This is a genomic window from Pseudomonas sp. NFACC51 (assembly GCF_900103575.1).
GTDB classification, from domain to species: Bacteria; Pseudomonadota; Gammaproteobacteria; order Pseudomonadales; family Pseudomonadaceae; genus Aquipseudomonas; species Aquipseudomonas fluorescens_Q.
On record NZ_FMXH01000020.1, the window covers coordinates 14,004 to 39,150 of the forward strand.

Below are 25,147 nucleotides of genomic sequence, written 5' to 3' on the forward strand. Positions count from 1 at the left end.
CTCAGTCGATGACTACATCAAGCAAGCGGACGTATTGCTGGCCGGCGTGCATGTCACGCTCGACCATGCCGCCTTGTGGCGTCGCACGGGGATAGGAAATCTTGACCATTTCCAGGTTCGGCACCGTAATGCACTTGACCCGTTCGGGGTCGGTGCCGTAGAGCCTGGCAAATTGCGCCGGGGACAATGCCGCACAATCACAATAACGCTCGAAATTCTCGCGCCCGTTGAAAAACACATCGAACGTAATCCAGAACGGCCCCGCTTGTTTGGATCGAACATGCCGGCAAACATCACGCAACTTAGTCATTGTGCAAGCTCCTTCATCGCTATCGACCTGTCCGACAGCTCAATCCATTCAAGACGGACCAACTCCATGGGATTCTCAAGTTGCACCACGTGATTCAATTTGAACTCATAAATCTGTCCTCTGGGTATATCCGCAGGTGTAAATGCGAATCCGTACGAAGGTAATTCCTTGCCCATGACACTGGGATAATGAAAGAAGTAGGGATTACAGGCGTGAGCAATTGTATTGGCCATGTCCTGAGTGGCGGCAGTCGCTACAAACAACATACCTATTTCAGGCGGCGGTAATGTTCCAGCAGGCGGCGTTACACCGGTGACGCCATTCCACCCATACATACGCAGGGAAATATGAAACTCGCCCAACTCTTCGGCAGGAATAGACTGGCGGGTTCTTGCGTAAAGCGCTTCCAGCAAACGATCGTGAAACCCATCGATATCATTGAGTACATCCGGGTCCTGAATGCCCACCAACATGATCGTTTGATATAAACCGGCGGAGGCCCCTTCCAACTTCATCGTGTAGGGCATTGTTTCCCAGCGCGAACCCTCTACCCGCACGGCTCGTCCATTCAAGTCGGCATATCGCGCCTGGGCAACATCCAGGATGCCGCCGGGCTCTACCAACCGGAATGGATCACTGTTTTCGTAGAGCATATGGGCCGAGACGCTATGGGGCGTGCACTGGTTGTCCTGGCTCAACGGCTCGACTTCGAAGCCGTTCGCATCAACACTCAGCAAGATTCCCGATCCTAGCGTGGGATTTACGGCGCATTGCACGCCGCATTCGCCCGTCTTGCCGGCATGCCAGGACGGGCCCCACGGTGCGCCTTTCCAGATGGGATAACAGGCAATGACGGCGGTATCGGTCGCCCGGCCGGCCAATATGATATCAGCACCGCCGTCCAGGGCGGCGATAAAGGGTTCCACTCCCAGAGCCGCGACAATGTGTTCACAACTGTCCACCGTCGCGTCTTCCAGCTTGCCATGAGGCGGGAGCGGCGTGATACGACCTTCTGCGTTCAGCTTCTTGATGGTGCCCTTGTCTTGCTCGCAATAGATGAGTGCAATCTTCGGTGTCACCCCTAATTCTTTTGCGATTTCCAAGGCAATATCGCGCGTCCACTCCAGATTGAGATTACCGCCCGCCTGTCCTGCGGTACCCACAATGATCGGCACACCGGATCGTGACTGCGCTTTCATCAATATCGTCAGGTCACGTTTTACCGCGCCTCGGTTGTTCTTGGATTTGCCCAGTGCAAGATAGGCCGCGCCGCTGTCCGTTGAACCTGCATCCGTGGCGATTACTTGCGCACCCGCCGCCAACCCATAAGCGATTTCGTCTTCTCGAACACCCGCCCCTAATGAACCACAGGGCACGATCACTTTTACGCAACCTTCAAATAACTGCGCCATGACAACCTCTTCTAGAGTACTCAGTGCGCCAATCATAAAGACTCAAATTACGCTGACAAGTGGACAGAATTTATCCATATATCTTTAACCAATGACACTACAAATCGGCCATTCCAGGCCATATCCAATCAATATCGTGCCAAGGCTCCGGCGTTAATTTTCATTTCCAGGCGGGCGTGCTAAAAGCTTGTCTCCGGAATATGCTCGATAAGCATTTACAGGCAACGGGTTGCATGAACTTTTAGCGCATCATTGCAAACTGACTCCGATAACATGATTGGAATAATCCAGGCCATGAGACGCAAACCTACCCATCGAGAACAATCCTTGCTGCCTGAGGACCTGCGCGTGTTCCTCACCGTCATCCGCAAAAACGGCTTTGGTAATGCCGCCGAGGCGCTGGGATTTTCGCCAGCGTATGTCAGCAAGCGAATCTCCGTCCTTGAGGCCGCGTTGGGCGCGAAGCTGTTGCACCGCACAACCCGACGTGTCGCATTGACCGACGACGGCGAACGTGTCCGCGTCTTCGCGACTCGACTGCTGGGGGATATGGATGACTTCATCAGCGAGCTGACCGACGCCCGCCAGCAATTGCAGGGAAGCCTGCATATTTGCAGCTCTTTCGGTTTTGGCCGCAACCATGTCGCGCCCGCGGTCGCCGCGCTTTCGCAGCGGTACCCTCGACTGGAGATTCGCCTGGACGTGTTTGATCGCATGGTCGATATCGTCAATGAAGGCTTCGATCTCGAAATCAGGGTGGGCTACGACCTCCCCCAACACCTTTTGGGAAAGAAACTCGTGAGTAACCGCAGGGTGCTCTGTGCAACCCCTGGGTACCTGGAAAAGCATGGCGTCCCGACGTCCCTGGATGATCTGGCCCGGCATGATTGCCTGGTGCTCAAGGAGCGTAACAACGCGTTTGGCATCTGGAATCTGACGAAAGACGGCATTGAAGAGTCGATCCGCGTCAGTGGTCCGCTTTCATCGAACAACGGCGAGATTGTGTTGCGTTGGGCGCTGAGTGGCGTAGGCATCATCCTGCGCTCCTTGTGGGACGTGAAGCCCCTGCTTGAAAGCGGACATCTGGTCCACGTGCTGCCTGACTATGCCCAGAGCGCCGATGTCTGGGCCATCTACCCGACGCGGGTCAGCCAGTCAGCCAAGCTAAGGGCCTGCATCGAGTTCTTCGAGGCGCATTTCAAAATGCTCTCCCTCGCTTGAGCGCTCGATGGCCGCGGTCGGCAAGCGCTTCTGTGGACTCAGTTCAACCACGGGGTTTCTGAGTAGTGTCGCGCTTCAAAATCACGAATCTGCGCGGCTCGCTGCAAGGTGGCGCCGATAGCGTCCAGCCCCGATAACAACGATTGCTTGCGCAGCGCGTCGAGGGTGAACTCGATGATCGAACCCTCACTTAGCCAAATCCGCTGATTCGGCAGATCGACGCTAATCGTCGCGGTGGCCCCATTGTTCACGACGCGAACCAACCTCTGTAGCTGCGCTTCGCAAAGCTGTATGACGAGCACGCCGTTGCGCTGACAGTTGTCGTAGAAAATGCCGGCAAAGCTGGTTCCGATCAGTGCACGAATCCCCCATTGCTTGAGTCCCCATACCGCGTGCTCACGGCTGGAACCACAACCAAAGTTCGACCCTGTCACCAGGAAACTGGCCCCGCTCCATGCCGGTTGATTGAGGATGAAGTCGGGATTTGGCTCGCCAGACTCAAGGAAACGCAGGTCGAAGAACACCCCTCTATCCAGACCGCTCCGATCGATCCCCTTAAGAAACTGCTTGGGCATGATGAGGTCGGTATCGATGTTAGGCGCGAGCAATGGCGCGGCTTTCCCAGTCACGATCTCAAAAGGTTCCATGGTTCAAGCCTCCTCGGCCAACAGGCGTACGTCCGTCAGGCGGCCACGGATGGCCGCAGCGGCAACCATCGCCGGGCTCATGAGGTGGGTCCGTGCGCCCGCCCCCTGACGACCTTCAAAATTTCGATTGGTGCTGGATGCGCAACGATCACCCGGGGCGAGTACGTCATCGTTCATGGCCAGGCACATTGAGCATCCGGATTGGCGCCATTCAAAACCGGCATCGAGGAAGATCCTGGCCAGGCCTTCCTCCTCCGCCTGGGCACGCACCAACGTTGATCCGGGGACGATCATCGCCCGCACCGTCGAGGCGACTTTCCTGCCTTTCACCACCCGTGCGACATCACGCAAATCTTCGATGCGCGCGTTGGTGCAGGAACCAATGAAGGCATGGCTGATCTGCACGTCGCTCAACGCCATGCCGGCTTCCAGCCCCATGTAGGTCAAGGCGCGCTGCATGCTTTGGCGCAAGATCGGATCGTCGACGGACGTCGGATCTGGAACACTGCCACCAACAAACGATGCCTGGTCCGGGCTGGTTCCCCAGGTCACCATAGGTTCCAGAGCATCCACATCCAACAGGATTTCGCGGTCGAACACCGCGCCTTCGTCGGTGAACAGCTCGCGCCACTTTCTTTCAGCAACTTTCCAATATTCGCCTTGGGGGGCTCGGGGTTTGGATTTGACGTAGGCAAACACTTTTTCATCGGGCGCCATGAATGCACCCCGTGCGCCGGCCTCCACAGCCATGTTGCAGATGGTCATCCGCGCCTCAACGCTCAACGCGTTGATGACAGGACCGGCGAATTCAATGGCGTAGCCGGTCGCTCCCGACGCGCCGATCTTTTCGATCAAGGCCATGATGATGTCCTTTGCGGTAACACCCATGCCCAGTTTGCCAGTGACCGTGACACGCATGGTTTTCAGACGCTTGTAGACCAGCGTCTGGGTCGCCAGGAGATGCTCGATTTCGGAGGTACCAATACCAAAACCAAGCGCCCCCAGGGCCCCGTAGGTCGTGGTGTGACTGTCGCCCGCGGCCACCACCATACCCGGCAGGATGAAACCCTGCTCCGGCGCGACCACATGTTCGATCCCCTGACGCTTGTCCAGCAAATCCAAAAGCTCGATACCGAAGTCCCGGCAGTTCTCTTCGAAGTACGAGACCTGCAAGGCCCCATCGGCATCGGGCATGGCCGCAATACGGTTCGCACTGGTCGGGTTGACATGGTCGACGACCGCCAGCGTCGCGCGAGGACGCCAGACACCCCGCTTCGCTTCGCGAAGCCCGCTGAAAGCTTGGGGACTGGTGTATTCGTTGGCCACCTGGCGGTCGATGTAGAGCAATACATGCCCCTGATCGTCCAGAGTAGCGACGGTGTGACTATCGATGTGTTTCTGGTAGAGAGTACGAGGGCTGTTCATTACGATGCGCTCTGTTGTGCCGGGTCACGGATGCACGAAGGATATTCTCAATGAAAAGCCCATCAATAGCCTTCAGGCGATGGCATGGAACACGATTGGTGAACAATCAGTGCGCCTTGGGGCTCCTCCAGTGCGCAAGCCAACTCGACCGGCGCCTCTTCAGCGACGTGATGACCATTGTCAATGCCTGCGCCGGTGACTTTCTGTTCTGCTCACTGCCTTGATGAGACATGACAACAGGACCTAGGATCGCAAAAGCAAGAACAGACATGATGAGGAGAATCAGCCCCATGAGCCCGAACCTTGCCGATTTTTATAGCGACTACATCGCCTGCCTGAATGCACAGGACTGGGAAAACCTGGGCCATCTTGTGCACCCGGATGTGGTTCACAACGCGAAACCATTAGGGTTGCACGGCTATCGAAGCATGCTGGAAGCGGATTATCGGGCCATTCCCGACTTGCGCTTCGCCATTGAATTTCTGGTGATCGACCCACCTAAATTGGCGGCTCGCCTGGCGTTCAATTGCACGCCGATTGGGGAATTCCTGGGCCTGGCGGTGAATGGGACACGCATCTCCTTCGCCGAAAACGTCTTCTACGCGTTCGAGGACGGCAGGATCCGCGAGGTCTGGTCGGTCATCGATAAGACTGCGATCGAAGCTCAGCTCCGATCAGCGTAGCGGATGTCCCCACTCCGACGAGCCCGCTCCAACGATGGCATGCAGATTGCTCCCATCCCAAAAGAGGCACTGGTCCGCCTCCACTTGAGCAGAAACGACTCACAAGGGGTACATGCCATGCACAGCGTGTTTTATGCGACAGGCCAGCTAACGAGACTCCGCTTGAAGCCTTTTGATCCCAGGGCCAAGCCCATTGAAACGAAGCCTTCACTTGGACTCAAAGCAAAAATGCTCAGCGGAATTTTGCTATTGGCGTTAAGTACTTGTTGCACGTTGTGGTTGATCGGCAACTACGCATGAACCAAAAAGGCACGGCCATGACAGTATGCACTTATCACGGCCGCGCCTCGATGAAGTGTCCTATTGAGTATCGACCTATTGGCCGTTCCTGATCATGTCGGCCGCTCTTTCGCCAATCATGATGCACACCGAATTAGGGTTCCCTGAGATCAATGTGGGCATGATTGACGCATCCGCTACCCGCAGCCCTTCAATGCCATGCACCTTGAGATCTGGAGCGACAACGGATTGTTCATCCACCCCCATGCGGCAGGTCCCGGAAGGATGCAGCGCTGCATGGGCCTCTTCCTGGCAGAATTTCTTCATCGCTTCTCGAGACTTCACAGCCTCGTCCGGAACATGACGCCTTGCAAGGTAGGGCTTGAAAGCGGCTTGGGACATGATCTCTTCACCCACCAGGCAACCATCAACCAGGCTGTCAATGTCATAGGGGTCAGAAAAATAGTTGGGCACGATGCGTGGGGGCGCCAGTGGATCCGCTGAAAACAGTTCGACGTACCCTCTGGACCTGGGACGGATCTGGCCCAGGTTCAAGGTACAACCATTGCCCCCTGGAACAGAATCCACCCCCTCTTCGATGCCCGCGCCGACGACCATGAAGTATTGGATGTCTGGGTTGATTGCCGCTTTGTCTGCCCACCAGAAAGCGCCGCCTTCAATCAAGTTGGAGGCCGCTGGGCCTTGCCTGAACAGGGCGTACTGCAAGCCCGCCATCATTTTCCAATGCCACTTTTTGTACTTGTCGTAGCTGTGGGGTCCTGTCAGTTCATAGACGAGCGACACTTCGATATGGTCCTGAAGGTTCTGACCCACGCCGGGCAAATCTTTGACGACCTTGATGCCATGTTTGCCAAGCTGCGCGGCAGGACCGATACCTGACAACATCAATAATCGGGGCGAGTTGATGGCGCCAGCCGATAACACGATCTCTTTTTCGGCGTGCAGGGTGTGGCTCACGTCATTCTCGATGTATTCAACGCCAATGGCTTTGTTGCCCTCGGTCAGAATCCGGATGACGCGACAACCGGTCTTCACCTGCAGGTTTTTGCGTGACTTGGCAGGGGCCAGATAGGCCACTGCCGCACTGCTTCGAAAACCGTTTTTGGCGGTGATTTGATAAAGTCCACAGCCCTCTGGTTTGCCGGAGTTGAAATCCTCGTTGTACGGCAGCCCGTATTGCTGGCAAGCGCGCAGCCACACTTTGGTCAGCGGGTGGATGTTGATGGGGTCGGAAACACCCAGTGGTCCGCCGACACCATGGACGTCGTTACAAAAGCGTTCGTTATCCTCGGCTTTTTTGAAGTACGGCAATACGTCTTCATAAGACCATCCTGCGGCCCCCTGCTCGACCCAGCCGTCGTAATCGGCGGGGACGCCGCGTATGTAAATCATCGCATTGACCGAACTCCCGCCTCCCAACACGCTGGCTTGGACCATGGTCGGTGTTTCGACACGGCGTTGCTCTTCGGTGGGCTCCCACGCGTACCGCTTGAGCAGCGGACCTTGCGCGGTTTTGTAGTAGGCCCCGGGAATATGAATGTAGGGGTTGCGGTCGCGTGGCCCTTCTTCGAAAAGAACCACTGACGCACAGGCATCTTCACTGAGTCGCGATGCCACTGTGCAGCCTGTCGAACCACCTCCGATTACGATGAAATCCACCATGACGACTTAAGACCTTTAAGAGGGTGCACATTGAAAAAGAGGAGTTTTGGATTCGAATGAGCAGCGCATTACAGCCCAACGAGTCGGGTCAGAAGCGTCTTCAAATCTTTCGCGACCTCATAACTGTTTTGCTGCTGCTGTTTTTTGCAGAACAGCTCACAGCTCCACCATCCTTCGTAACCGGTAGCCCTCACTGCGGACGTCCACTCAAGCAGATTCAATATGCCGCTGCCCGTCGGCACATCCCGCAGTACTTCTTCGTTGGGGATCCTCCCTTCGAACGGCAGCGAGTCGCATACGTGCACGCCATAAATGAGGTCTTTGTTCAAACGCGCGATGTCTTGCGGCTTAACGTCGGACGTAAAGCAATGCCAGTAATCGATCACCATTTTGACGTTGTCGCGTTCGGTGAGATCAATCAGCCGCAGTTGATGGTCCAGCGTATTCAGTGGCGTCCAGGACAACGCTTCGAGATAAAGAAGCACGCCATACTGCTTGGCCAGATCAGCCAGTACTGCAAGATTTCTGGCGGTCAACGCACACTGTTCGGCCTCGTCCAAACCCAATAGGCCGGTGTAGTGAGTGCTCCTGCCATGCTGCTGGTAATCGATCACCGCCTGGACATTGATAGGCCCGGTGAGCACTTGAACGCCTTTGGCTCCGACCCAGTTGGCCAACTGGAAAAGCCGTTCCGCTTCCTTCAGCAGATCATCGCGCTCGGCGCCCTGGCGTTCGATGTCCCTCAGGTAACCGATCCCTGTGACAGGCATACCCTTGAGCAACGCTTTGAGTTCCAGCTCGGAATAACCAGCCGCTAAATACGCTTCCAGTTTGCCGCCATAGATCTCCAATGCATCGAAACCCACCGTTGTCGCAATGTCGATGTCCATCGCCAACGTCGAGTGTTTTGCGACTGTGGAGTGCAAGGCCAAGATGTTTTTTTGAGTATTCATGGGAGCTCCAGGCGTTACGAACCAAAACTTGCCAGGCGATTGGCCAATGCTGAGACGGCCAGCGCAGCGGCATCCAGGCGTTCCTGCGCCAAGGTGCCCGCAGCTACAGCAGCTACAATCGCGCCAACGATCTGCGGAATCTCGGGCACCGCCTTCGCGGAAAGCAACAACAGATCCGCCCCGGCATTCAGCGCCGCCACCGTGACCTCGCCCAGGGATGAGTTGCCGATCGTGGAGCGATGGTCCAGATCGATGGTCATGACCAACCCGTTGAACCCCAACTCATGTCGCAGCAGGCCGATCAACCCAGGCGAAACGGAGGCCGCAGCGGGTGGTTCGCAGGCCGTGAAAATGGCCGGCCCCATCATCACCGCGTCCGCGCCTGCGTTCACCCCGGCTTGAAACGCAGGCCAATAGCCGCGCAGCTGGTCCAGCGACTCGGTCACCACCGCCTCCTCGATCGACGGTTGGCACAGCAACACGGGATGTCCGGGGAAGTGCTTCAGTGTGCTGGCCATCCCGGCACGCCGCACACCACGCACATAGGCGCCCACCATGGCCGCGGCCCGGCCTACGTCATCGGAGAGCGTTCGCCCCTGTAGCCACACATTGGTGCCAGCCAGCACGTCGGCGGTCGGCGACAGCAGCAAATTCACACCGGCCTTTCGGACTGCCGTTGCAACGTGGAAACAGGCCTCTTCAAGCTCAGCCACATCCATGGCCCTGGCCCGTTCGGGTTCGGGAAGCGCAGGCGCGATGCCCTGTAGACGGTGGACGGCAGAAATATCAGCATCTGCCGCCAACAGTAGCGGCCCACCCAACTCGATTGCCGCATCGGTAAACCCTTGCCATTTTTCCAGCGTCTCCGAGGCCAGGCGGCTCGCGCTCATTTTTCCGCTGACATATTCCTGCGCGGTCTCGCCAAACAGCAGGCTGCGCCCGCCGCTGCCCAGGAATTTGCGCACGTCGTCGTTCATTTCCAGATCGAGCAGGACCGGAAACAGGACGCTGTAGGCCTTGCTTTCAATCGAGCTCATGGTCAACCCCGCGTTGAGTTGTAGGGGTGTTATGGGCCGCAGCCAGCTCACGAACCTTCGAGGCCGCGTCGAGCAGAACCTGGCGGTCGAGCACTCCGTCGTGGACAGCCGCCACAATGGCTTCAGCAATAGCATCGAGGCCCGACTCACTGGACACGAGTAACAGGTGCGCGCCGGCCGCCAGCGAAGCCACAGCGGTGTCCGTGATCGAGTTGCTCCTGAGGATGGACACCGCATCCAGGTCATCTGAAATGATCAAGCCATCGAATCCGAGGGTGTCACGCAAAACTCCGATGACCTTGGATGAGGTCGATGCGCAATGATCAGGGTCTATCGCCGGAAAAACGGCAGGCCCTGGCATCACCGCTAGCACGCCGGTGGCGATGACATCCTTGAATACATCAAGGTTGTCGTGAAGCAATTCCAGTGGCCCGGGCACAGTGGCTTCAGCGATGGCCGGATCAGCCTCGGTGACGTAGTGACCGGGAAAGTGTTTGGCGGTAGCGATGACGCCCGCGCGCTGCACCCCGCGGATAAAGGCGCAGGACACCCGGCTCACTTCAACGGGGTCGGCGCCCAGATGTCGGTTGTGCAGCCATGGGTTGGCGCCGGTGACGACATCGACGATCGGTGCCAGGAACAGATTAACGCCCAGGCCGCGCGCCACGCAGGCCATCTCGAAGCAGCGCTGTTCGATGTCCTGTGTACCCAGATCCTTGAGCTGTTCCCTGGATGCGACTGTCGGGACCAATTGGTGGAGACGTTCGATACCGCCGAGCTCCTGATCCACTGCGATCAGCACCGGTGCACCGGCCAATGTCGTCGCTTCTCGAGCGATATTGACAAAATCAGCCTGGGACTCGGTGCTCTTTCGTGCCGGGCTCATGTCTCGACCGACATACTCATCCCGGGTTTCCCCCAGCAAAATAGACACACCACCTCGGCTCAGATGACGCCGAACATTGTCGTCCAGGCTCAAATCACCGAACGCTGGAAGCAGTACTGAATATGCAGCTCTATGCAGTTCGCTAGACATTGCTTTTCCTCAACACCGTTATTCTGAGCACCAAAGCCCAACTTCATTGACGCGTGGCGGAGTGCCACGCATGAGACCGATCAAAGTCGAGCACGCTCGATACAGCTCGAAGACTTCAATGGATGGTACTCATCGGGCATTGCCGGGTATCAGCAATGGCAAATGCACCGAGGCGAGTATCGATGGCGAGGGTTTGTTTCTCCATTTCGCACTACAACAAAACCTGACGCAGACCGAAGCAACTCACCGGAAAAGTGTCAATTTGGCGAAGATCATTAGCGTCTCGCGCAAACTTTCGCCCCCGGTGTTACTCCGCAGAAATCAATGTGTTACTGCCTGGGGCCGAGAGTAACTTGGACGTTTCCCGGCCAGTTAGCCAAGGTCTGCAGAAGCGACGTGTTTTCAAGAGCGACGATGACTGTCGAACAAGCCCTGGTACCGCTTACAATCTGACGCAACAGCAATGCTTGATACTTGTAACTGAATGCCCACGTAACGGCATGAAACATGCTTGAGCCTTTCAAAAGATATTCAAGTGATTGAGTTTAAGCAGGTTATTGCAGGGTTAACCCATAACCACTGATAACCGCTATAACCACCACCTTATTCGAACTGACCAGATCGAGACCACGATGCCCAGCCGAGGAGACACGCCCCCCATGTCTTTAACTGCCGCCACCTCGCACCCCGAGCGCCAGCAGGTTCGTAGCGACTTACAGGCAAACGTGCAAAAAAATCTCAGCACATTGGTGGAGTCCTGCCGGTCGGTCGCGGACATGTGTCGCAAGGTCGATGTCAATCGCCAGCAGTTCAACAAGTACCTGGTGGGCCAGCACGTCCCTTCCCAAAAGATTCTTCAGAAGATCGGCCGTTACTTCATGATGGAAGCCGAAGATCTTTTCCGGCCACCTGCGGAGTTCAAGAAACTTTACGAGGGGTATGAAAACGAACTGCCGACGGCCTTGCGTGCCTCGGCGCAATTCAATCATTTCCTGCCATTGGCAAAACAATCCGCCGACTTGCTTGAAGACTATCTGGGCGTCTATTACCGCTACCACAACTCTTCGATCTACAAGGGAAGAATCCTGCGTTCAGTCACGTGCCTGTATCGCGCCGACTCCATGGTCCAGTACGTCACGGTAGAACGCTTCCCCTTGCTCGATGGCAGCGGAAAGATCGGCTACTCGTTCACCTATCATGGTTTTTGCCTGCTTCTCGGCGACCGCCTGTTCCTGGTGGACTTCGAAGGCAAGCAGCGTAACGAGATGACGTTTTCCATTCTGACGCCGCAGCATCGCCGACCGATCCGGTTCCTCTTCGGCCTGGTCACCGGGGTGGCGTCATCCTCATTCCGCCAACCCTTCTCCACTCGCATGGCACTGGGGCTCGTGGACAAGGGCAAGATCCGCAAGCACCACTTGCGCAATGCAACCGTCGTGTTGCCCAGCGATCAGTCACTGCCGCTGGAAGTGCGCGAATACATGACCGGTGACAACGCGACTATCGTGTGGGGCGGCCAGGACTGAGGCGGCGGGACAACCGCCTCGTCAATAGTCAGACCTGACGAGGCTGCCCGTCGAGGGTCCTGGGTGCTTCCGCAGCATCAGCTTGATGCAAGGGCGCCGGCGTGGGCTCTTCATCGTCATTCATGGCTTTGCGAAACCCCTTGATCGACTCGCCAACATCGGCCCCCAGGTTTTTCAGTTTTTTAGTGCCGAAGACCAGCACAACCACCACCAAAATGACGATCCAGTGCTTCCAGTCCAAAATACCCATCGCGTGATCCCTCTTCAGAAGTTTTGATGTGAGGCCGTCCTGCAACAGGTCAGCCATGGTTCCCGCAGACGTCGTTATTCGCAGGAGAATCCCGTGCAATCATCACCTCCACCAACGACGGCCCCTTGCTATTGAGCGCCCTGGTAAACGTCGAATCGAGTTGCGAGGCGTGCTCCACCCGCCAGGCATCAAGGCCAAAATTCCTGGCAATACCGGCGAAGTCGGGCGAATAAGGTTTGCCATCCGGCAGGTTGAACTCACCGGTACGGTGCTGCTCCAGCGCAGGGGTTTGCATGTCGCCCACTGTCACCCCGCCACTGTTGTTGAACACCAGGAATACCACGGGAATGCTGTGCATCACGCACACGGCCATTTCCTGCATCGACTGCAAGAAATCGCCACCGCCCACGGCGCACACCACCTGGCGCGCCGGCATGGCGAGCTTCGCGCCAATCGCCGCGGGCACCGCCCAACCCTGCGCGCCGACATTGGCGGCGCACAGGCGGGTGCCCGAATGGTAGAGGGGAAACACCTGGCGGGCGATGGCCTGAAGGGGCCCGACGCCCACCACCAGGATGGCTTCCTTCTCCAGGATCGAGCGCAACGCAGCCAAAGGCCTGTGGACCGTCAAGGGCGAGACGTCACTGGCGCTGTCGTCGAGCCCGCCCGCCGCCGCCCCCTGAGGCAAAGCGACTATGTTCAGCCGTGAACCTACCCGCGGTACTTCGCTGTTGGCGCGCAAGGTGGCGGGTGCCAGGCTGACGTCAATCGAAACGTCCTGGACGGCCGCCGGAATATTCAGACTAGCCGGACCTACGCGTCCACTGAACATCGTATCGAAGGACTTACGCAGGGCCTGCGGCAACTGTTCGATCTGCGAGACCCGCCGGTGTTCTTTCGTGACGCCGCCGGAGGCGGTTACCAGCCTGTCATCATCGCACTTAGCGTCATCTGCGCTGATGACCAGCATGGCTGATGATTGCGCCGACGCATCGGCGATTGCACCCAGCGCCGTCGAAATACCCAGCGGGCCCGCCAGCAAAACAGCCATCGGCCGACCGCAGGCGCGAAAATATCCGTCGGCAAGATGAACACCGCTTGGCTCCAGCATGACTTGAATGAAAGGGACATCCGTGCCGGCTGTCAGCAGCGCTTCTACCAGGGACCATGAGCCGTCACCCGGTATGCCGGCCACATAGTCGACACCATTCGCTTTCAGCGCTTTCGCAACAATCTGCCCACCCGTGAGTTTCACAAGACACTCCAATCAATCAAGCGCAGGCGTGAAGGGCGAATGCACCTCCGCCCTTTTCAGGATCGCCACGGGAGTATTCGCCCACACCTGGCACCGCTCAATTTCGCACCGAGGGCAAAAGAGACGCACGTTGACGCAGATGCCCCGCATCCCTCGCCTGCTCAAGAAGCACACGTGTCATGGCGCGTCAGCTGCGCCGATTAGGTCACTTCGATGCGTCATAGTGCGTCGCTTTTATAGGCGCTGCGAAATTGAGTGCCCTGCCTGCCAGGCCAATACTCGATCCATGAAAACAACAAGCCGAGCCTATCAAGCGCTGGGCGCGCCGCTTCAAGCCTTTACCTGCAACTTTCAGTAAAGCGGCGCCGCCCAGCCAAGGAAGAGTCAATCGGACCAGTGGAGACCCAGTGCGCGATGTTCTCAACGGGCATGTCAGCACCGCCAACCTCCCCAGCTCATGGAAACAATGCTGGCCATAACACTGCCGATCTACAGGACTGCATACAAAAGGATCTGCCCGGGGAACCAGCCGGGCCAGAGCCATTGCAAGTCGCCCAATCGTTTTCACAAAAACCACCCAGGCAGGAACTCGAAATGAAAAAAGACACAAACACGGGTTATGGACTCACCGGCATTGATCTGGATTCGATCAGCTTGAAGCGCCGCACACTTTTGCTAGGGGCTGCCGCCTCCGCCGCCGGGTTGTACATGGGCTCGTTCATGCCCAGCGCATTTGCTGCCGCGGGTGGGCACCTGGAAATCCTTGGCTGGGAAGGTGAAACCGGTGACGCCGAACTGGCCGAATGGCGCAAGCAGCGTGGCATTACCGTCCGTTCCAGCTATGCCAGCAACCAGGACGACATTACGGCCCGCTTGGCCGGCTCCGATCCCGTGCAGCTTGACTTGACCATGTACGCGTTGGGCTACGAGACCATCTATCAGGAAATGGGGTTGCTCAAGGAGATCGACACCTCGAGGATCCCCAACTACTCAGCGGAAAATATCCTCCCGCTGTTCTACAAAGGCAGCCGCTGGTACTGGGATGGCAAGCAATGGGGCGTGCCCCTGCTGTGGGGCATGAACACCATCATCTACAACCCGAAAGCGGTCAAGAAACCTGCTGAATACAAAGATCTGCTCGACCCGAAATTGAAGGGCAAGCTGACCTTCGTCGATGACGGGACATCGAATTGGTCGCTCATCGCGATCATTGCCGGCTATGGCGACAAATTTCCCAACCTGACGCGCGCCGAGTTCGACGACGCGTTCGAGAAACTCAAGCCGTACCGTGATCAATGCCGGGTTTTTGCCGCTTCTTCGGGGGACGCGGTTTCTCTGCTGGTGTCAGGCGAAGTGGATGCGGTGTTCTCAGCGTCAGCCAACACGCCGAGCGAGACCAAAAAGCGTGGCGTGGAAACCGCTTTGTCGGTCCCCAAAGAAGGCGCGGCCCTTTGGTGCGATGCGCTGTTCATCCCGAAAACGGCCAAGGATATACCGCTGGCACTGGAGTTCATCGACAAGACGCTCGAAGCGCAAACCCAGGCCAAAATGGCGACCACCATGTTCTCCGGCGTGGTCAACACGAAAGCCGTGCCACTGCTTCCGACAGACCTTCGAAACACCTTTGACTACGCGAATCTGGACAGTTTTTTCGAGAAGTCGAAACTCTACGGCCAGCCACCTCTGAGCTCCGATAAGTATGTGACGTATGCCGAATGGATCGATCAGTGGGCGAATTTCAAAGGCTCGTTCTAGGGCTGGGATCAATTCGTCCGACTCGTAGACCTGCTTGAACGGACGCTTACCCGAAGTGCGTGTTTGCGAACACGCTCTTCTCTGTTCGATGGCGCTTCGTGGCCTGTCGACGCCGTTCGCAAGGTTCAGAAGAGCACTCGTCTAGCGTGTATGCGCTCGCCAGGACGCTCTCGTTATCGAAACAAAAAGCAAAGGCACAATCATCATGAACGTAGTCAACAACAGCGAGCCCATCCTTCTCGATGCCAGGGATTCGAAGGCGGGTAAGCCGGTGAAAATCGACAAGAAAATCCTGGGTGGGTACTTGCTCGCATCACCCCCGATGTTCTTCCTGGTGGTGTTCTTCCTGATTCCTTCGGCGCTGCTGCTCGTCGCGAGTTTCTGGACCGCCAGACCCTTCAGCATGGAGCCTGCCGCAACGCTGGCCAACTATGCAAAAGCCCTCAGTGCCAATGGGTTCTACGATTCGTTGTGGATCGCCCTGCAAAACGGTTTCTGGACCGCGGTGCTGTCAACGGTCATCAGCGCCCCGGTCGCCTATTACATTGTTTATCGGACGCGCTCCAACGCCGTGCTGTACCTGGCCCTGATCTCGTGGTTCTCCAGCTATCTGGTGCGGGTCTACGCATGGCGCTCGATCCTGGGCACCAACGGCGTGATCAATTCCACGCTGCTGCACCTCGGGCTGGTCGATACGCCCCTGGACTGGCTGGTGTTCAGCAAGTTTTCGGTGGTCTTGACCCTGGTCCACATCATGCTGCCCTTCACCCTTCTGCTGCTGGTATCGGGCTTGCGCGATATCAAGAAGGATTACCTGGAAGCCGCCGCGGACCTGGGCGCCAGCGGTAACACCATTCTGTGGCGAGTGATCATGCCGATGGCGCACAAGAGCATCGTCAGCTCGTTCATGTTCACCTTCGTCCTCGCTGCCAGTGATTACGTCACCCCCCAGATGCTGGGCGGCAGGGACGCCATGACCACCGGCCTGGTGATCGCCAACCAGTTCCGTTCGGTCGGCAACTGGCCGCTGGGAGCGGCGATGGCGTACCTGCTGCTGGTGGTCTTCATGTTGGTGTATGGGCTGCTGCTGGGCGTGTTGCGAGCCGCCAACCTGGCGCCGGGCAAACGCTACCACGACTGAACACCGCCAATAAAAATGCAAGGTGACCGCCATGATCAGACTATTCACTTACGTTTACATGCTTTTCCTCTACGCGCCCATCGCGATCATCGCGTTGTTCAGCTTTCATTCGTCAGCCTCGCTGTCGTTCCCGTTCGAAGGCTTCTCCACCCAATGGTATGAGGCGCTGTTCAGCAGTTCGGACTTCATGACCGCCTTGACCAATAGCGCGATCGTCGCCGCGGGTTCGGCCATGCTCACCACGCTGCTGGGCACGTTCTCAGCACTGGCGTTGATGCGCATGAAAGGTCGGGTCAAGTCTGCCTTTGCCTTCATGAACTTCGCCCCAATCGCCCTCCCCGGTCTGTTCCTGGGGATCGCGCTGGTGATTTTCTTCTCGTTGATCGGCTTGCCCCGCTCGCTGCTGACCGTCGTGATCGGCCATACGCTGTTCACTTTCCCGTTCTTCGTCGAGTCCGTGCGTTCACGCCTGGAGTACTTCGATCTGTCGTTCGAGGAAGCGGCGCGAGACCTGGGCGCCAGCCCACTCAAGGCGTTCTGGCTGGTGACGCTGCCCATCATCGGGCCGACCATTGCGGGCGCCGCGATCCTCGCGGTCGCGCTTTCGATGGACGAATTCCTGATCACCGTTTTCGTCACCGGCAGCGATACCACGCTGCCACTCATGATTCTTTCGATGATGCGTCGCGCCGTCAGCCCCACTATCAATGCCGCCTCGGTATTCATGCTGGTCGTGACCATCGCCATCATCGTCACCGCCGGCCTGGTCATGACCCTGCGCCGTCGTCGTCTCGAACTTGAACGTGCTGAAACTGCAGAGTAATCGCCATGACCAATAGCATTGAACTGACCGGAATCTCCAAGAGCTACGGCAACCTGACCGCCCTCGGCAAAGTCGACCTGACCGTAAAACGCAACGAAATCCTCACTTTGTTGGGCCCAAGCGGCTGCGGCAAGACCACACTGATGCGCATTATCGCGGGCTTCGAAGAACCCACCACCGGCAAAGTCGTGATCGATGGCAAGGACTCCACGTCCCTGGCGCCTGAACACCGCCCCGTCAACATGGTGTTCCAGAAGTACGCGCTGTTTCCTCACCTTGATGTTTTCGACAACGTGGCTTTCGGGCTGCGCCTGAAGAAAAAACCCAAGGATGAAATCAAGCGTGAAGTGACCAAGGCACTCGAACTGGTTCAACTGGAAGGTTTCAAGAATCGCTGGATCTCCGAGCTCAGTGGCGGCCAGGCACAACGTGTCGCGCTGGCCCGGGCATTGGTGAACCGTCCCGCCGTGTTGCTGCTCGACGAGCCGTTGGCGGCACTGGACTTGAAGATTCGCCACCACATGCTTAACGAGATCAAGCGAATCCACGAGGAGACATCGACCACCTTCGTGTATGTGACCCACGACCAGGACGAGGCGATGATCCTGTCCGACCGCGTCGTGCTGCTGAACAAGGGCGGCATCGAGCAGATCGGTGGGCCACAAGAGATGTATTGGTCGCCGCGCACGTTGTTCGCCGCGAAGTTTTTCGGTGACACCAACATCGTCGCCGGCACCTACGGGTTGGGCGACACCCGCAGCGGCTATGTCGATCTACCCTTCGGTCGCTACGCTCACGCGGCCGGCAACAGCCTGGGGGCCGGGCCGGTCAATGTGTCGATCCGTCCCGAAACCATCGGCCTTGAAGCCGCTCAAGGCACGCCGTTGGCCGACGGGGCATTCGCCGGAAAAGTCAAAGACACATCGTTCATCGGTAACCGCGTCATTTACCGCGTGGCGGTGGCCGGCGGCACCCTGGACCTCAAGTGCCAACAACTGCCTACCCCGGGCAGCCATGCCCTGCCACCCGGAGCCGAGGTCGCGCTCACCTGCAAACCAGACAGCTTCGTGGTGATTCCAGCCTGATGGGCGATGGAGCGGGAACAACCACCGCTGCCAACTCAGCACCGGGTTCAACCGTAACGTCGACGCCGGATCATGCGCTTTTGAACAAGCCCATGATCCGGCGTTTTTTTTGATCAGCAATCGCAGCGCCTTTCAGTTTCCCTAGACCTTGAAGTTATTCATCAGCCTCTGTTGCTGGTTCGCAAGATCGTTCAAGGAGTGGCTGATCCGGGCCGATCGATCAGCCTGCCCCACCAACTCACCCGTTACATCCCTGATGGCCGAAACGTTACGGTTCACCTCTTCGGACACTGCGCTCTGCTCTTCGGCCGCACTGGCAATTTGCAGGTTCATGCCCGTCATGATCTCGATGCTTTGGCTGACATTGGCCAACGCGTCGACAGCCTCCAGGGCTTGCTCGGCACTGGCATTGGCCTGGCGATGCTGGCTCTGCATGGCATTCACCACCTCGCGTGTGCCGCCCTGTAGGCTCTCGATGACACCCTGGATTTCACTCACAGAGTCCTGGGTGCGCTGGGCCAAGTGTCGAACCTCGTCGGCCACTACGGCAAAGCCCCGCCCGGTCTCTCCAGCCCTTGCCGCCTCGATCGCGGCATTCAGCGCCAACAGATTGGTCTGCTGGGCAATGGTGCGGATCACATCGAGCACACTGCCAATTTCCTCACTGCTGTCGGCGAGTTGGCGCACCCCGTTCATGGCGCCGCTCATGTGCGCCGCCAGCGACTGGATGGAATGCGCAGCGGTCTCGATGGTGCTTTTGCAAGAGCGCACAGCGGCATTGCCATTTCGCGCGGCGGTCGCCGCCATGGACGCACTTCGCGCCACCTCTTGGGAGGTCGCGCTCATTTCATGGGCGGCCGTCGCGACTTGTTCGACTTCCAGCAGTTGCTGCTGCATGCCGCTGCTGGTCTGGGTGGCGATCGAAGACGCCTGGTCGGCGGTGGAGCGCGTGTCCAGGACGCTCTGGCTGACTTGGGCGATGATGGGCTGCAGCTTATCGAGGAAGCGATTGAACCCACCCACCAGCACGCCCATTTCATCGCGGCGCTCGGCGCTCAGTCGCTGGGTCAGATCACCCTCGCCGTTGGCGATGTTTTCCAGCATCGCGGACACCCGGCGGATGGGCCGGGTGACACTCACCGCCAACCACCCCATCAGCAATATCCCCGCCACGGTGACGCCAATCCCGGTGGCCACCTGCACCATCACCGACGTCCGATTCGATTGCTCCAGGACTTGCTGCAACGCCGCAACCGAGGCCATCAACGTGGCGCGCGGCACTTCGATGACGGTCATCCAATGGCTCGAATTGGGGATGGGTGAAAATGGCACGACAAGCATGACGCGAGTGTCACCGGCCCTATCGATTGCCAGGACTTTGCCCGACTTCGCCCCCTCGAACATATCCGCCGCCTGTTGCGGGAAAATATCCTTGATGGTTTTCCCCAACGAGGCGGGATCGCCGCTCCGGCCCATGACAGCACCGCCAGCGCTGACAAAGGTCAATTGTCCTTGCCCCTCGAAGAACGATGCACTGGCTTTTTGCGCAATGTTTTGCAAGCTGCTCAACGGCAGATCGATACTGACCACGCCGATGAATTTTCCGCCGTCCATCAACGGTATCGCGATGCTGGAGGTCAAGGTGGGTACATCGTTCAGCAGGAAGGAATACGGCTCGATCAGGCAAGGCTTGCGGGTTTTCTTCGGACAGTTCCACCATTCTTTTGCAGGATCCCCGTCATCCTGCATTTCCTTCTCTTCGAGGATGAAGTTTTGCATCGAAGACACGTACACCCCGAAGCGGCCGACGGCATTGCCGGAGAAGTCGGCGCCGTTGATAGCGCTCGCGTCGGCACCGTCCAGTGCATTGGGCTCGAATGAGACGCCGACCCCGAGTATCTCCGGCGTAATCGCGACCTGGGCGCGAAGCAGCCGGTACAGATCGCCACGCAGCTGCATCGGTGCCAAGCCATTTTGACGGGCCTGACGGCGCATCATGACAATCTGGGTCGCAAGGGAACGGGTGAACATCATGCTGCTACGAAATCGCTGCTCGATGCCACTGGCCTGCAGAGACCCCGTCGCCTCCAGGTACCGCATGGACGCCAGAGACAACGATTCCGTGCTGGACTGACTGACCATGGCCGATGTATCGCGCATCTGATGGATCGAAAAACCCACCAGACAGAGCACCATCGCAAACAGACACCCCCCGGCGGCCAGCGTAATTCTCGTTTTGATCGATAAGCTACCCATCGCACCGCTCCTCTGATTCAAGCCTGGAATAAGCGTTTTTTCCACGGCTCAAAAAAAAAGCTCCCCGAATGGGGAGCCTGAAAACACTTGGAAAGACGGTAAGCGTGACCAGCTACACCGAGAAACGACCCCTTCCTCGCTGTCCGCTCGCCAAGTGCAATAACTGATTGGCCGCCCTCAGGCGGATTGCTTGTAACGACGAATGCGGATATCGGCCTGTTCCTTGTGCCCGGCGAAACCTTCCATACCGCACAAACGCGAGCAGTATTCACCGACCAGCACCGAGGCCTCATCCGTCAGGACGCGTTGGTAGGTGCAGGTCTTGATGAACTTGCCCACCCACAGCCCGCCGGTGTAGCGCGCGGTGCCGGTGGTAGGCAGCGTGTGGTTGGTGCCGATCACCTTGTCGCCATAGGAGACGTTGGTCCGCTCTCCGAGAAACAACGCGCCGTAGTTGGTCATGTGCTCAAGGAAATAGAGCGGGTCGCGGGTCATGACTTGCACGTGTTCGGAAGCAATCCGGTCGGCCTCCTGGACCATCTCGTCCACGGTGTCGCAAAGAATGATTTCGCCATAGTCACGCCAGGCGACCGAGGCGACGGGGGCGGTGGACAAAATGGTCAATTGACGCTCGATTTCCGCCGGCAGGGTTTCTGCCAATTCCGGGCTGTTGGTCAAGAATACGGCTGGGGAGTTGACGCCATGTTCAGCCTGGCCGAGCAAGTCGGCGGCAATGATTTCCACATCGCTGCTGTCATCGGCAATCACCAGGGTTTCGGTCGGGCCGGCGATCAAGTCGATGCCGATCTTACCGAACAGTTGACGCTTGGCTTCCGCAACAAACGCATTGCCTGGCCCGACGATCATGTCGACCGGCTTGAAGGTGTCGGTCCCCAGTGCAAACGCGGAGATCGCTTGTACACCGCCAACGCAATAAATCTCATCCGCACCCGCCAGGTACATGGCCGTCACGATGGCCGGATGCGGCTTGCCGTCGAACGGCGGCGCCGCGGCGACCACGCGTTTCACCCCCGCCACCTTGGCGGTCAGCACACTCATGTGCGCCGACGCCAGCAGCGGGTATTTTCCACCGGGGATGTAGCAGGCCACGGAGTTCACCGGAATATTGCGATGGCCCAGGATCACGCCCGGCAGGGTTTCGACTTCCACATCATGCATCGAGGCTTTTTGCACTTCGGCAAAGCGGCGGACTTGCGCCTGGGCAAAGGTGATGTCACCGATTTCCTGCTCCGACAGGCTTGCCACACACGCGGCGATCTCTTCATCGCTCAGACGGAAAGAGACCGGGTCCCACTTATCGAACTGCTTCGAGTATTCCCGAACGGCGACGTCTCCGTTCTTGGCGACATTGGCGATGATCTGCTCGACCGTATCGCGGACTTGGGCAGCGATCTCGGCTTGAGCTTCGACAGGCTTACTTTTTTTCAGATAACGAATCATCAATTTGCTCCAGGTAGTTCTTGATGCACGCGGCATGCACTCGCACTGACATCCATCTTTTCCTACCCCCCTGCCCCGGGCAATTTCGCAGCCTACCTATTGATGACGCGATCTGACGCAGGACAGACGCAATGCTGAAGCACTCGTGCAAGCGCTGACCGCTCTAGCACGGCCACGCTGTTATTCGTATAACCTCTTATCATGAAAAATCTCCCGAGCGAATTCGCCCGGAAGCCTTGCTGAATCGTCGATTCACGTCTTAACCACGAGCAATCATTAGGCTTTCACATTAAAAAAGCGATCAAGGGATTGACACCTCGGTTTTGAGTGATAGCTTAAATAAACGGTTATACGTATAACTTAATAATCACACCCAACCTAAAGAGGTGATCAACCGTGAGTCGAGTCTTGTATCTGTACGGTGGCTGGCCCGGCCATTTCCCCTACGAAATCGCGGCATGGGCACGGACCGTTTTCCAGGAGCTGGATTTCGACGTTGAAGAGTCGACCGACATCTTCACATTGGACAGGGACTTGACCGGTTACGACCTGATCGTGATCGGCTGGAACAATGCGGTCACCACGGAAACGCTGACCGCTTCACAGGAGAACCGCCTGCTCGAAGCGATCGAAAGCGGCACCGGGCTGGTGGGTTGGCACGGCGCCGGCGCGGCATTTCGCGCCAGCCTCAAGTACCACTGGGTACTGGGCGGCTCGTTTCTTGAGCACCCGATGGGCGAAGGGTTTCCCCATCCTTACCAGGTCAACATCATTGATCGCACCCATGAGGTCACGCAGGGCGTCGAGGATTTCGAGGTTCGGTCCGAGCAGTACTACATGCAGGTTGACCCGAACATTCATGTGCTGGCCGAAACCACGTTCGACGGCAACCCATTCCCCTGGATCAAGGGCAATCGCAGCCCGGTCGCCTGGGTTCGTCAGTGGGGCGAAGGCCGAGTGTTCTATCACTCGATCGGACACGACACCAGCAACCTGGCCGACCCGAACATCCGCCGCCTGACTAAACAGGGCCTGAACTGGGCAACCCGTGGGCGCACGGCAAACACCGGTAAATCCACCGTATCCACCACACTTTCATCAACCCAAGGAGTCCTGTCATGACTAAATTGACCGGCAGCCAGATCGTGGCCCAAACCCTGAAAAATTACGGCGTCGAATACGTCGCTGGCATCCCGGGCCACGGGATCTGGACCCTCACCGACGCCTTCCTCGAAGAAGACTCGAAACTCAAATTCATCCAGGTCTTCCACGAACAGAGTGCGGTTCATCTCGCGGATGGTTACTACCGGGTGTCTGGCAAGCCGATGGCCGCCGTCACTTCCATCGGTGCCGGCGCCGCCAACACCGTGATCGGCATGGCCACGGCCTTCACCGACTCCACTAGCCTGATGCTGATCACCGGCGGGCCACCCACGCACATGCGCGGCCATGGCTTGTTGCAAGAGCTGGAACGCTACACCGACAACGACTTCCCCAAAATCGCTGAGGCTGTCACCAAGCGCCACTGGGTCGCCACCCGCGTCGAAGATCTGCCCTTCATGATGCACCGTGCCTGGAGCGCGATGGTCACTGGTCGCCCGGGTCCGGTTCATCTTGAAATACCGATGGACGTTCAGGCCGAAGCGGCTGACGTGACCCTGCACACCCTGGAAGAACGCACCCCCATCGGCAAGTGTTTCCCGGACCCGGCGGCTACGGCCCGCGCGGTTGAGGAATTGAAAGCGTGCAAACGCCCGGTGCTGGTGATCGGCGGCGGCGTCATCACGGGGGAGGCAAGCGCCGAAGTGCTTGCCCTGGCCGAAGCCTGGAAAATACCCGTGGTCACGACCTGGAACGGTAAAAGCGGCTTCCCGGAGGATCATCCGCTGTTCGCCGGCAGCGTCGGTCAAACCGGCACGATGTGCGGCAACAAAGTGGCCTCCACCGCCGATGTCATTATCGCTGTGGGTTGCCGCTTTACCGACTGGTCGTCCTCCAGCTATGCCAAGGGTGTGACCTTTGCAATTCCGCCATCGAAGTTGATCCACATCGACATCGACCCGCACGAGATCGGCAAGAATTACCCGGTGACCGTGGGCATTTGTGCCGACGCCAAGTACGCGCTGGCCCATATCGTGGAAGGCTTGAAAGGCCAGACGGTGGATCGCCAGGCGTACATGAGCGACCTGCGCGGCTATCAAGAGGAATGGGAAACCAAACTGGCCGGCCGCCGTGACTCCGACCGTTTCCCGTTTACCTCTCAACGTCCGTTGGGCGCGCTGCGCAAGGTTTTCCCCCGTGACACCATCGTGGTGGTCGGGTCCGGCAACACTCAAGGGGCAGTCAAACAGACCTTTCCTGTCTATACCCCGCGCACCCACCTGACCTCTGGCGGATTCTCTTCCATGGGTTGGGCCGTCCCGGCGGCTATCGGGGCCAAGCTGGCGGCGCCGAACCAACCGGTTGTATGCATCCTGGGCGACGGCGATTTCCTGATGACCTCCCAGGAAATTGCGATCTGCGTGACCAACAACATCCCTGTTGTGTTCATGATCCAGAACAACGCCGGGTACATGTCGATCCGTGGTGGCCAGCGCAAGCAAACCAGCCGCCATATCGGCACCGAGTTCAACCATCCGGACGGCACGCCCTACAGCCCGGATTTCAAAGCCGTCGGCGAAGCCTTCGGCCTGAAATCCTATCGTGTGGAGCGCCCTGAGGATCTCGAGCCGACCCTTCAGGAAGCCCTGGACCTGAACGTGCCGGTGCTGATCGAAATCCCGACCGATCGCGACGCCGCAGGCCCTTGGGTCCCAGGCTGGTGGGACTTCCCGATTCCTGAGTACATCACCGACGAACGTCAGGACGAGTACTGGCAAATCCGGAACTCCGAACAACACCTGTAAAAC

General features: G+C 58.0%; 21 protein-coding genes and 1 pseudogene. 9 read left to right on the plus strand and 13 right to left on the minus strand.

The features are described 5' to 3' along the window. Position 1 precedes the first annotated feature (1 nt). Both BLT00_RS28040 and BLT00_RS28045 read right to left on the minus strand, forming a co-directional pair. The gene (locus BLT00_RS28040) at positions 2-310 is read right to left on the minus strand and encodes a DUF4387 domain-containing protein (protein WP_092147935.1); all 309 of its coding nucleotides are present in this window, start codon (positions 308-310) and stop codon (positions 2-4) included. Further along, the gene (locus BLT00_RS28045; RefSeq protein WP_092148176.1) at positions 307-1,722 is read right to left on the minus strand and encodes an acyclic terpene utilization AtuA family protein; all 1,416 of its coding nucleotides are present in this window, start codon (positions 1,720-1,722) and stop codon (positions 307-309) included. The genes BLT00_RS28040 and BLT00_RS28045 overlap by 4 nt, the downstream gene beginning before the upstream one ends. 294 nt (positions 1,723-2,016) lie before the next feature. On the opposite strand from BLT00_RS28045, the gene BLT00_RS28050 reads away from it, so the two are divergent. After that, the gene (locus BLT00_RS28050) at positions 2,017-2,943 is read left to right on the plus strand and encodes a LysR substrate-binding domain-containing protein (protein WP_092147938.1); all 927 of its coding nucleotides are present in this window, start codon (positions 2,017-2,019) and stop codon (positions 2,941-2,943) included. Positions 2,944-2,981: 38 nt separating this feature from the next. Here BLT00_RS28050 and leuD read toward each other — a convergent pair whose 3' ends face one another. Continuing rightward, positions 2,982-3,590, minus strand: coding sequence for a 3-isopropylmalate dehydratase small subunit (leuD, locus tag BLT00_RS28055; protein WP_092147941.1), 609 nt, complete (start codon positions 3,588-3,590; stop codon positions 2,982-2,984). Between the two features lie 3 nt (positions 3,591-3,593). Next, entirely contained in the window at positions 3,594-5,015 is a 1,422-nt protein-coding gene (gene leuC / locus BLT00_RS28060; RefSeq protein WP_092147944.1) for a 3-isopropylmalate dehydratase large subunit, read from the minus strand. A 290-nt stretch (positions 5,016-5,305) separates the two neighbouring features. On the opposite strand from leuC, the gene BLT00_RS28070 reads away from it, so the two are divergent. Next, positions 5,306-5,698, plus strand: a complete 393-nt coding sequence (locus BLT00_RS28070; RefSeq protein ID WP_092147950.1) for an ester cyclase — start codon at positions 5,306-5,308, stop codon at positions 5,696-5,698. A 375-nt stretch (positions 5,699-6,073) separates the two neighbouring features. Here BLT00_RS28070 and BLT00_RS28075 read toward each other — a convergent pair whose 3' ends face one another. The 4 genes from BLT00_RS28075 to BLT00_RS28090 form a co-directional block, all read right to left on the minus strand. After that, the gene (locus tag BLT00_RS28075) at positions 6,074-7,660 is read right to left on the minus strand and encodes a GMC family oxidoreductase (RefSeq protein ID WP_092147953.1); all 1,587 of its coding nucleotides are present in this window, start codon (positions 7,658-7,660) and stop codon (positions 6,074-6,076) included. A 68-nt stretch (positions 7,661-7,728) separates the two neighbouring features. Continuing rightward, positions 7,729-8,613 (minus strand): sugar phosphate isomerase/epimerase family protein, encoded by an 885-nt coding sequence (locus BLT00_RS28080; protein WP_092147956.1) that lies wholly within the window; start codon positions 8,611-8,613, stop codon positions 7,729-7,731. Between the two features lie 14 nt (positions 8,614-8,627). Continuing rightward, the gene (locus BLT00_RS28085; RefSeq protein WP_256572799.1) at positions 8,628-9,701 is read right to left on the minus strand and encodes a glycoside hydrolase family 3 N-terminal domain-containing protein; all 1,074 of its coding nucleotides are present in this window, start codon (positions 9,699-9,701) and stop codon (positions 8,628-8,630) included. After that, complete coding sequence (locus BLT00_RS28090) at positions 9,637-10,629, minus strand: glycoside hydrolase family 3 N-terminal domain-containing protein (protein ID WP_256572633.1); 993 nt, start codon at positions 10,627-10,629, stop codon at positions 9,637-9,639. The genes BLT00_RS28085 and BLT00_RS28090 overlap by 65 nt, the downstream gene beginning before the upstream one ends. Before the next feature lie 716 nt (positions 10,630-11,345). Between BLT00_RS28090 and BLT00_RS28095 the strand changes: the two genes are divergently transcribed. Beyond that, a complete protein-coding gene (locus tag BLT00_RS28095; protein WP_092147965.1) occupies positions 11,346-12,212 on the plus strand; it encodes a transcriptional regulator in 867 nt (288 codons plus the stop codon). Positions 12,213-12,240: 28 nt separating this feature from the next. Here BLT00_RS28095 and BLT00_RS28100 read toward each other — a convergent pair whose 3' ends face one another. Together BLT00_RS28100 and BLT00_RS28105 are read right to left on the minus strand one after the other, a co-directional pair. Beyond that, the gene (locus BLT00_RS28100; RefSeq protein ID WP_092148180.1) at positions 12,241-12,462 is read right to left on the minus strand and encodes a twin-arginine translocase TatA/TatE family subunit; all 222 of its coding nucleotides are present in this window, start codon (positions 12,460-12,462) and stop codon (positions 12,241-12,243) included. 49 nt (positions 12,463-12,511) lie between these two features. Further along, positions 12,512-13,717, minus strand: coding sequence for a thiamine pyrophosphate-dependent enzyme (locus tag BLT00_RS28105; RefSeq protein ID WP_092147968.1), 1,206 nt, complete (start codon positions 13,715-13,717; stop codon positions 12,512-12,514). Positions 13,718-14,260: 543 nt separating this feature from the next. On the opposite strand from BLT00_RS28105, the gene BLT00_RS28110 reads away from it, so the two are divergent. From BLT00_RS28110 to BLT00_RS28125, 4 genes are all read left to right on the plus strand, one after another. Continuing rightward, entirely contained in the window at positions 14,261-15,472 is a 1,212-nt protein-coding gene (locus BLT00_RS28110) for an ABC transporter substrate-binding protein (protein ID WP_256572632.1), read from the plus strand. Between the two features lie 205 nt (positions 15,473-15,677). Further along, positions 15,678-16,613: an ABC transporter permease gene (locus BLT00_RS28115; protein ID WP_092147974.1), complete on the plus strand. Its 936-nt coding sequence runs from the start codon at positions 15,678-15,680 to the stop codon at positions 16,611-16,613. A 31-nt stretch (positions 16,614-16,644) separates the two neighbouring features. After that, positions 16,645-17,436 carry an ABC transporter permease gene (locus BLT00_RS28120; protein ID WP_092147976.1) on the plus strand — a complete coding sequence of 264 codons (792 nt, stop codon included), beginning with the start codon at positions 16,645-16,647 and terminating at the stop codon, positions 17,434-17,436. Between the two features lie 5 nt (positions 17,437-17,441). After that, positions 17,442-18,521, plus strand: coding sequence for an ABC transporter ATP-binding protein (locus tag BLT00_RS28125; protein WP_092147979.1), 1,080 nt, complete (start codon positions 17,442-17,444; stop codon positions 18,519-18,521). A 141-nt stretch (positions 18,522-18,662) separates the two neighbouring features. On the opposite strand, the gene BLT00_RS32660 is transcribed toward BLT00_RS28125, so the two are convergent. From BLT00_RS32660 to hisD, 3 genes and pseudogenes are all read right to left on the minus strand, one after another. Continuing rightward, positions 18,663-19,418, minus strand: coding sequence for a methyl-accepting chemotaxis protein (locus BLT00_RS32660; RefSeq protein ID WP_371856970.1), 756 nt, complete (start codon positions 19,416-19,418; stop codon positions 18,663-18,665). 102 nt (positions 19,419-19,520) lie between these two features. After that, positions 19,521-20,777: pseudogene (locus tag BLT00_RS32665) on the minus strand (HAMP domain-containing protein); the annotation flags it as partial. Positions 20,778-20,954: 177 nt separating this feature from the next. Next, positions 20,955-22,238 (minus strand): histidinol dehydrogenase, encoded by a 1,284-nt coding sequence (gene hisD, locus BLT00_RS28135; protein WP_092147986.1) that lies wholly within the window; start codon positions 22,236-22,238, stop codon positions 20,955-20,957. A gap of 396 nt (positions 22,239-22,634) precedes the next feature. On the opposite strand from hisD, the gene BLT00_RS28140 reads away from it, so the two are divergent. Together BLT00_RS28140 and BLT00_RS28145 are read left to right on the plus strand one after the other, a co-directional pair. Then, positions 22,635-23,360, plus strand: coding sequence for a ThuA domain-containing protein (locus tag BLT00_RS28140; RefSeq protein WP_092147988.1), 726 nt, complete (start codon positions 22,635-22,637; stop codon positions 23,358-23,360). Further along, positions 23,357-25,144 (plus strand): thiamine pyrophosphate-binding protein, encoded by a 1,788-nt coding sequence (locus BLT00_RS28145; protein ID WP_092147990.1) that lies wholly within the window; start codon positions 23,357-23,359, stop codon positions 25,142-25,144. The genes BLT00_RS28140 and BLT00_RS28145 overlap by 4 nt, the downstream gene beginning before the upstream one ends. The last annotated feature ends 3 nt before the right edge of the window (positions 25,145-25,147 follow it).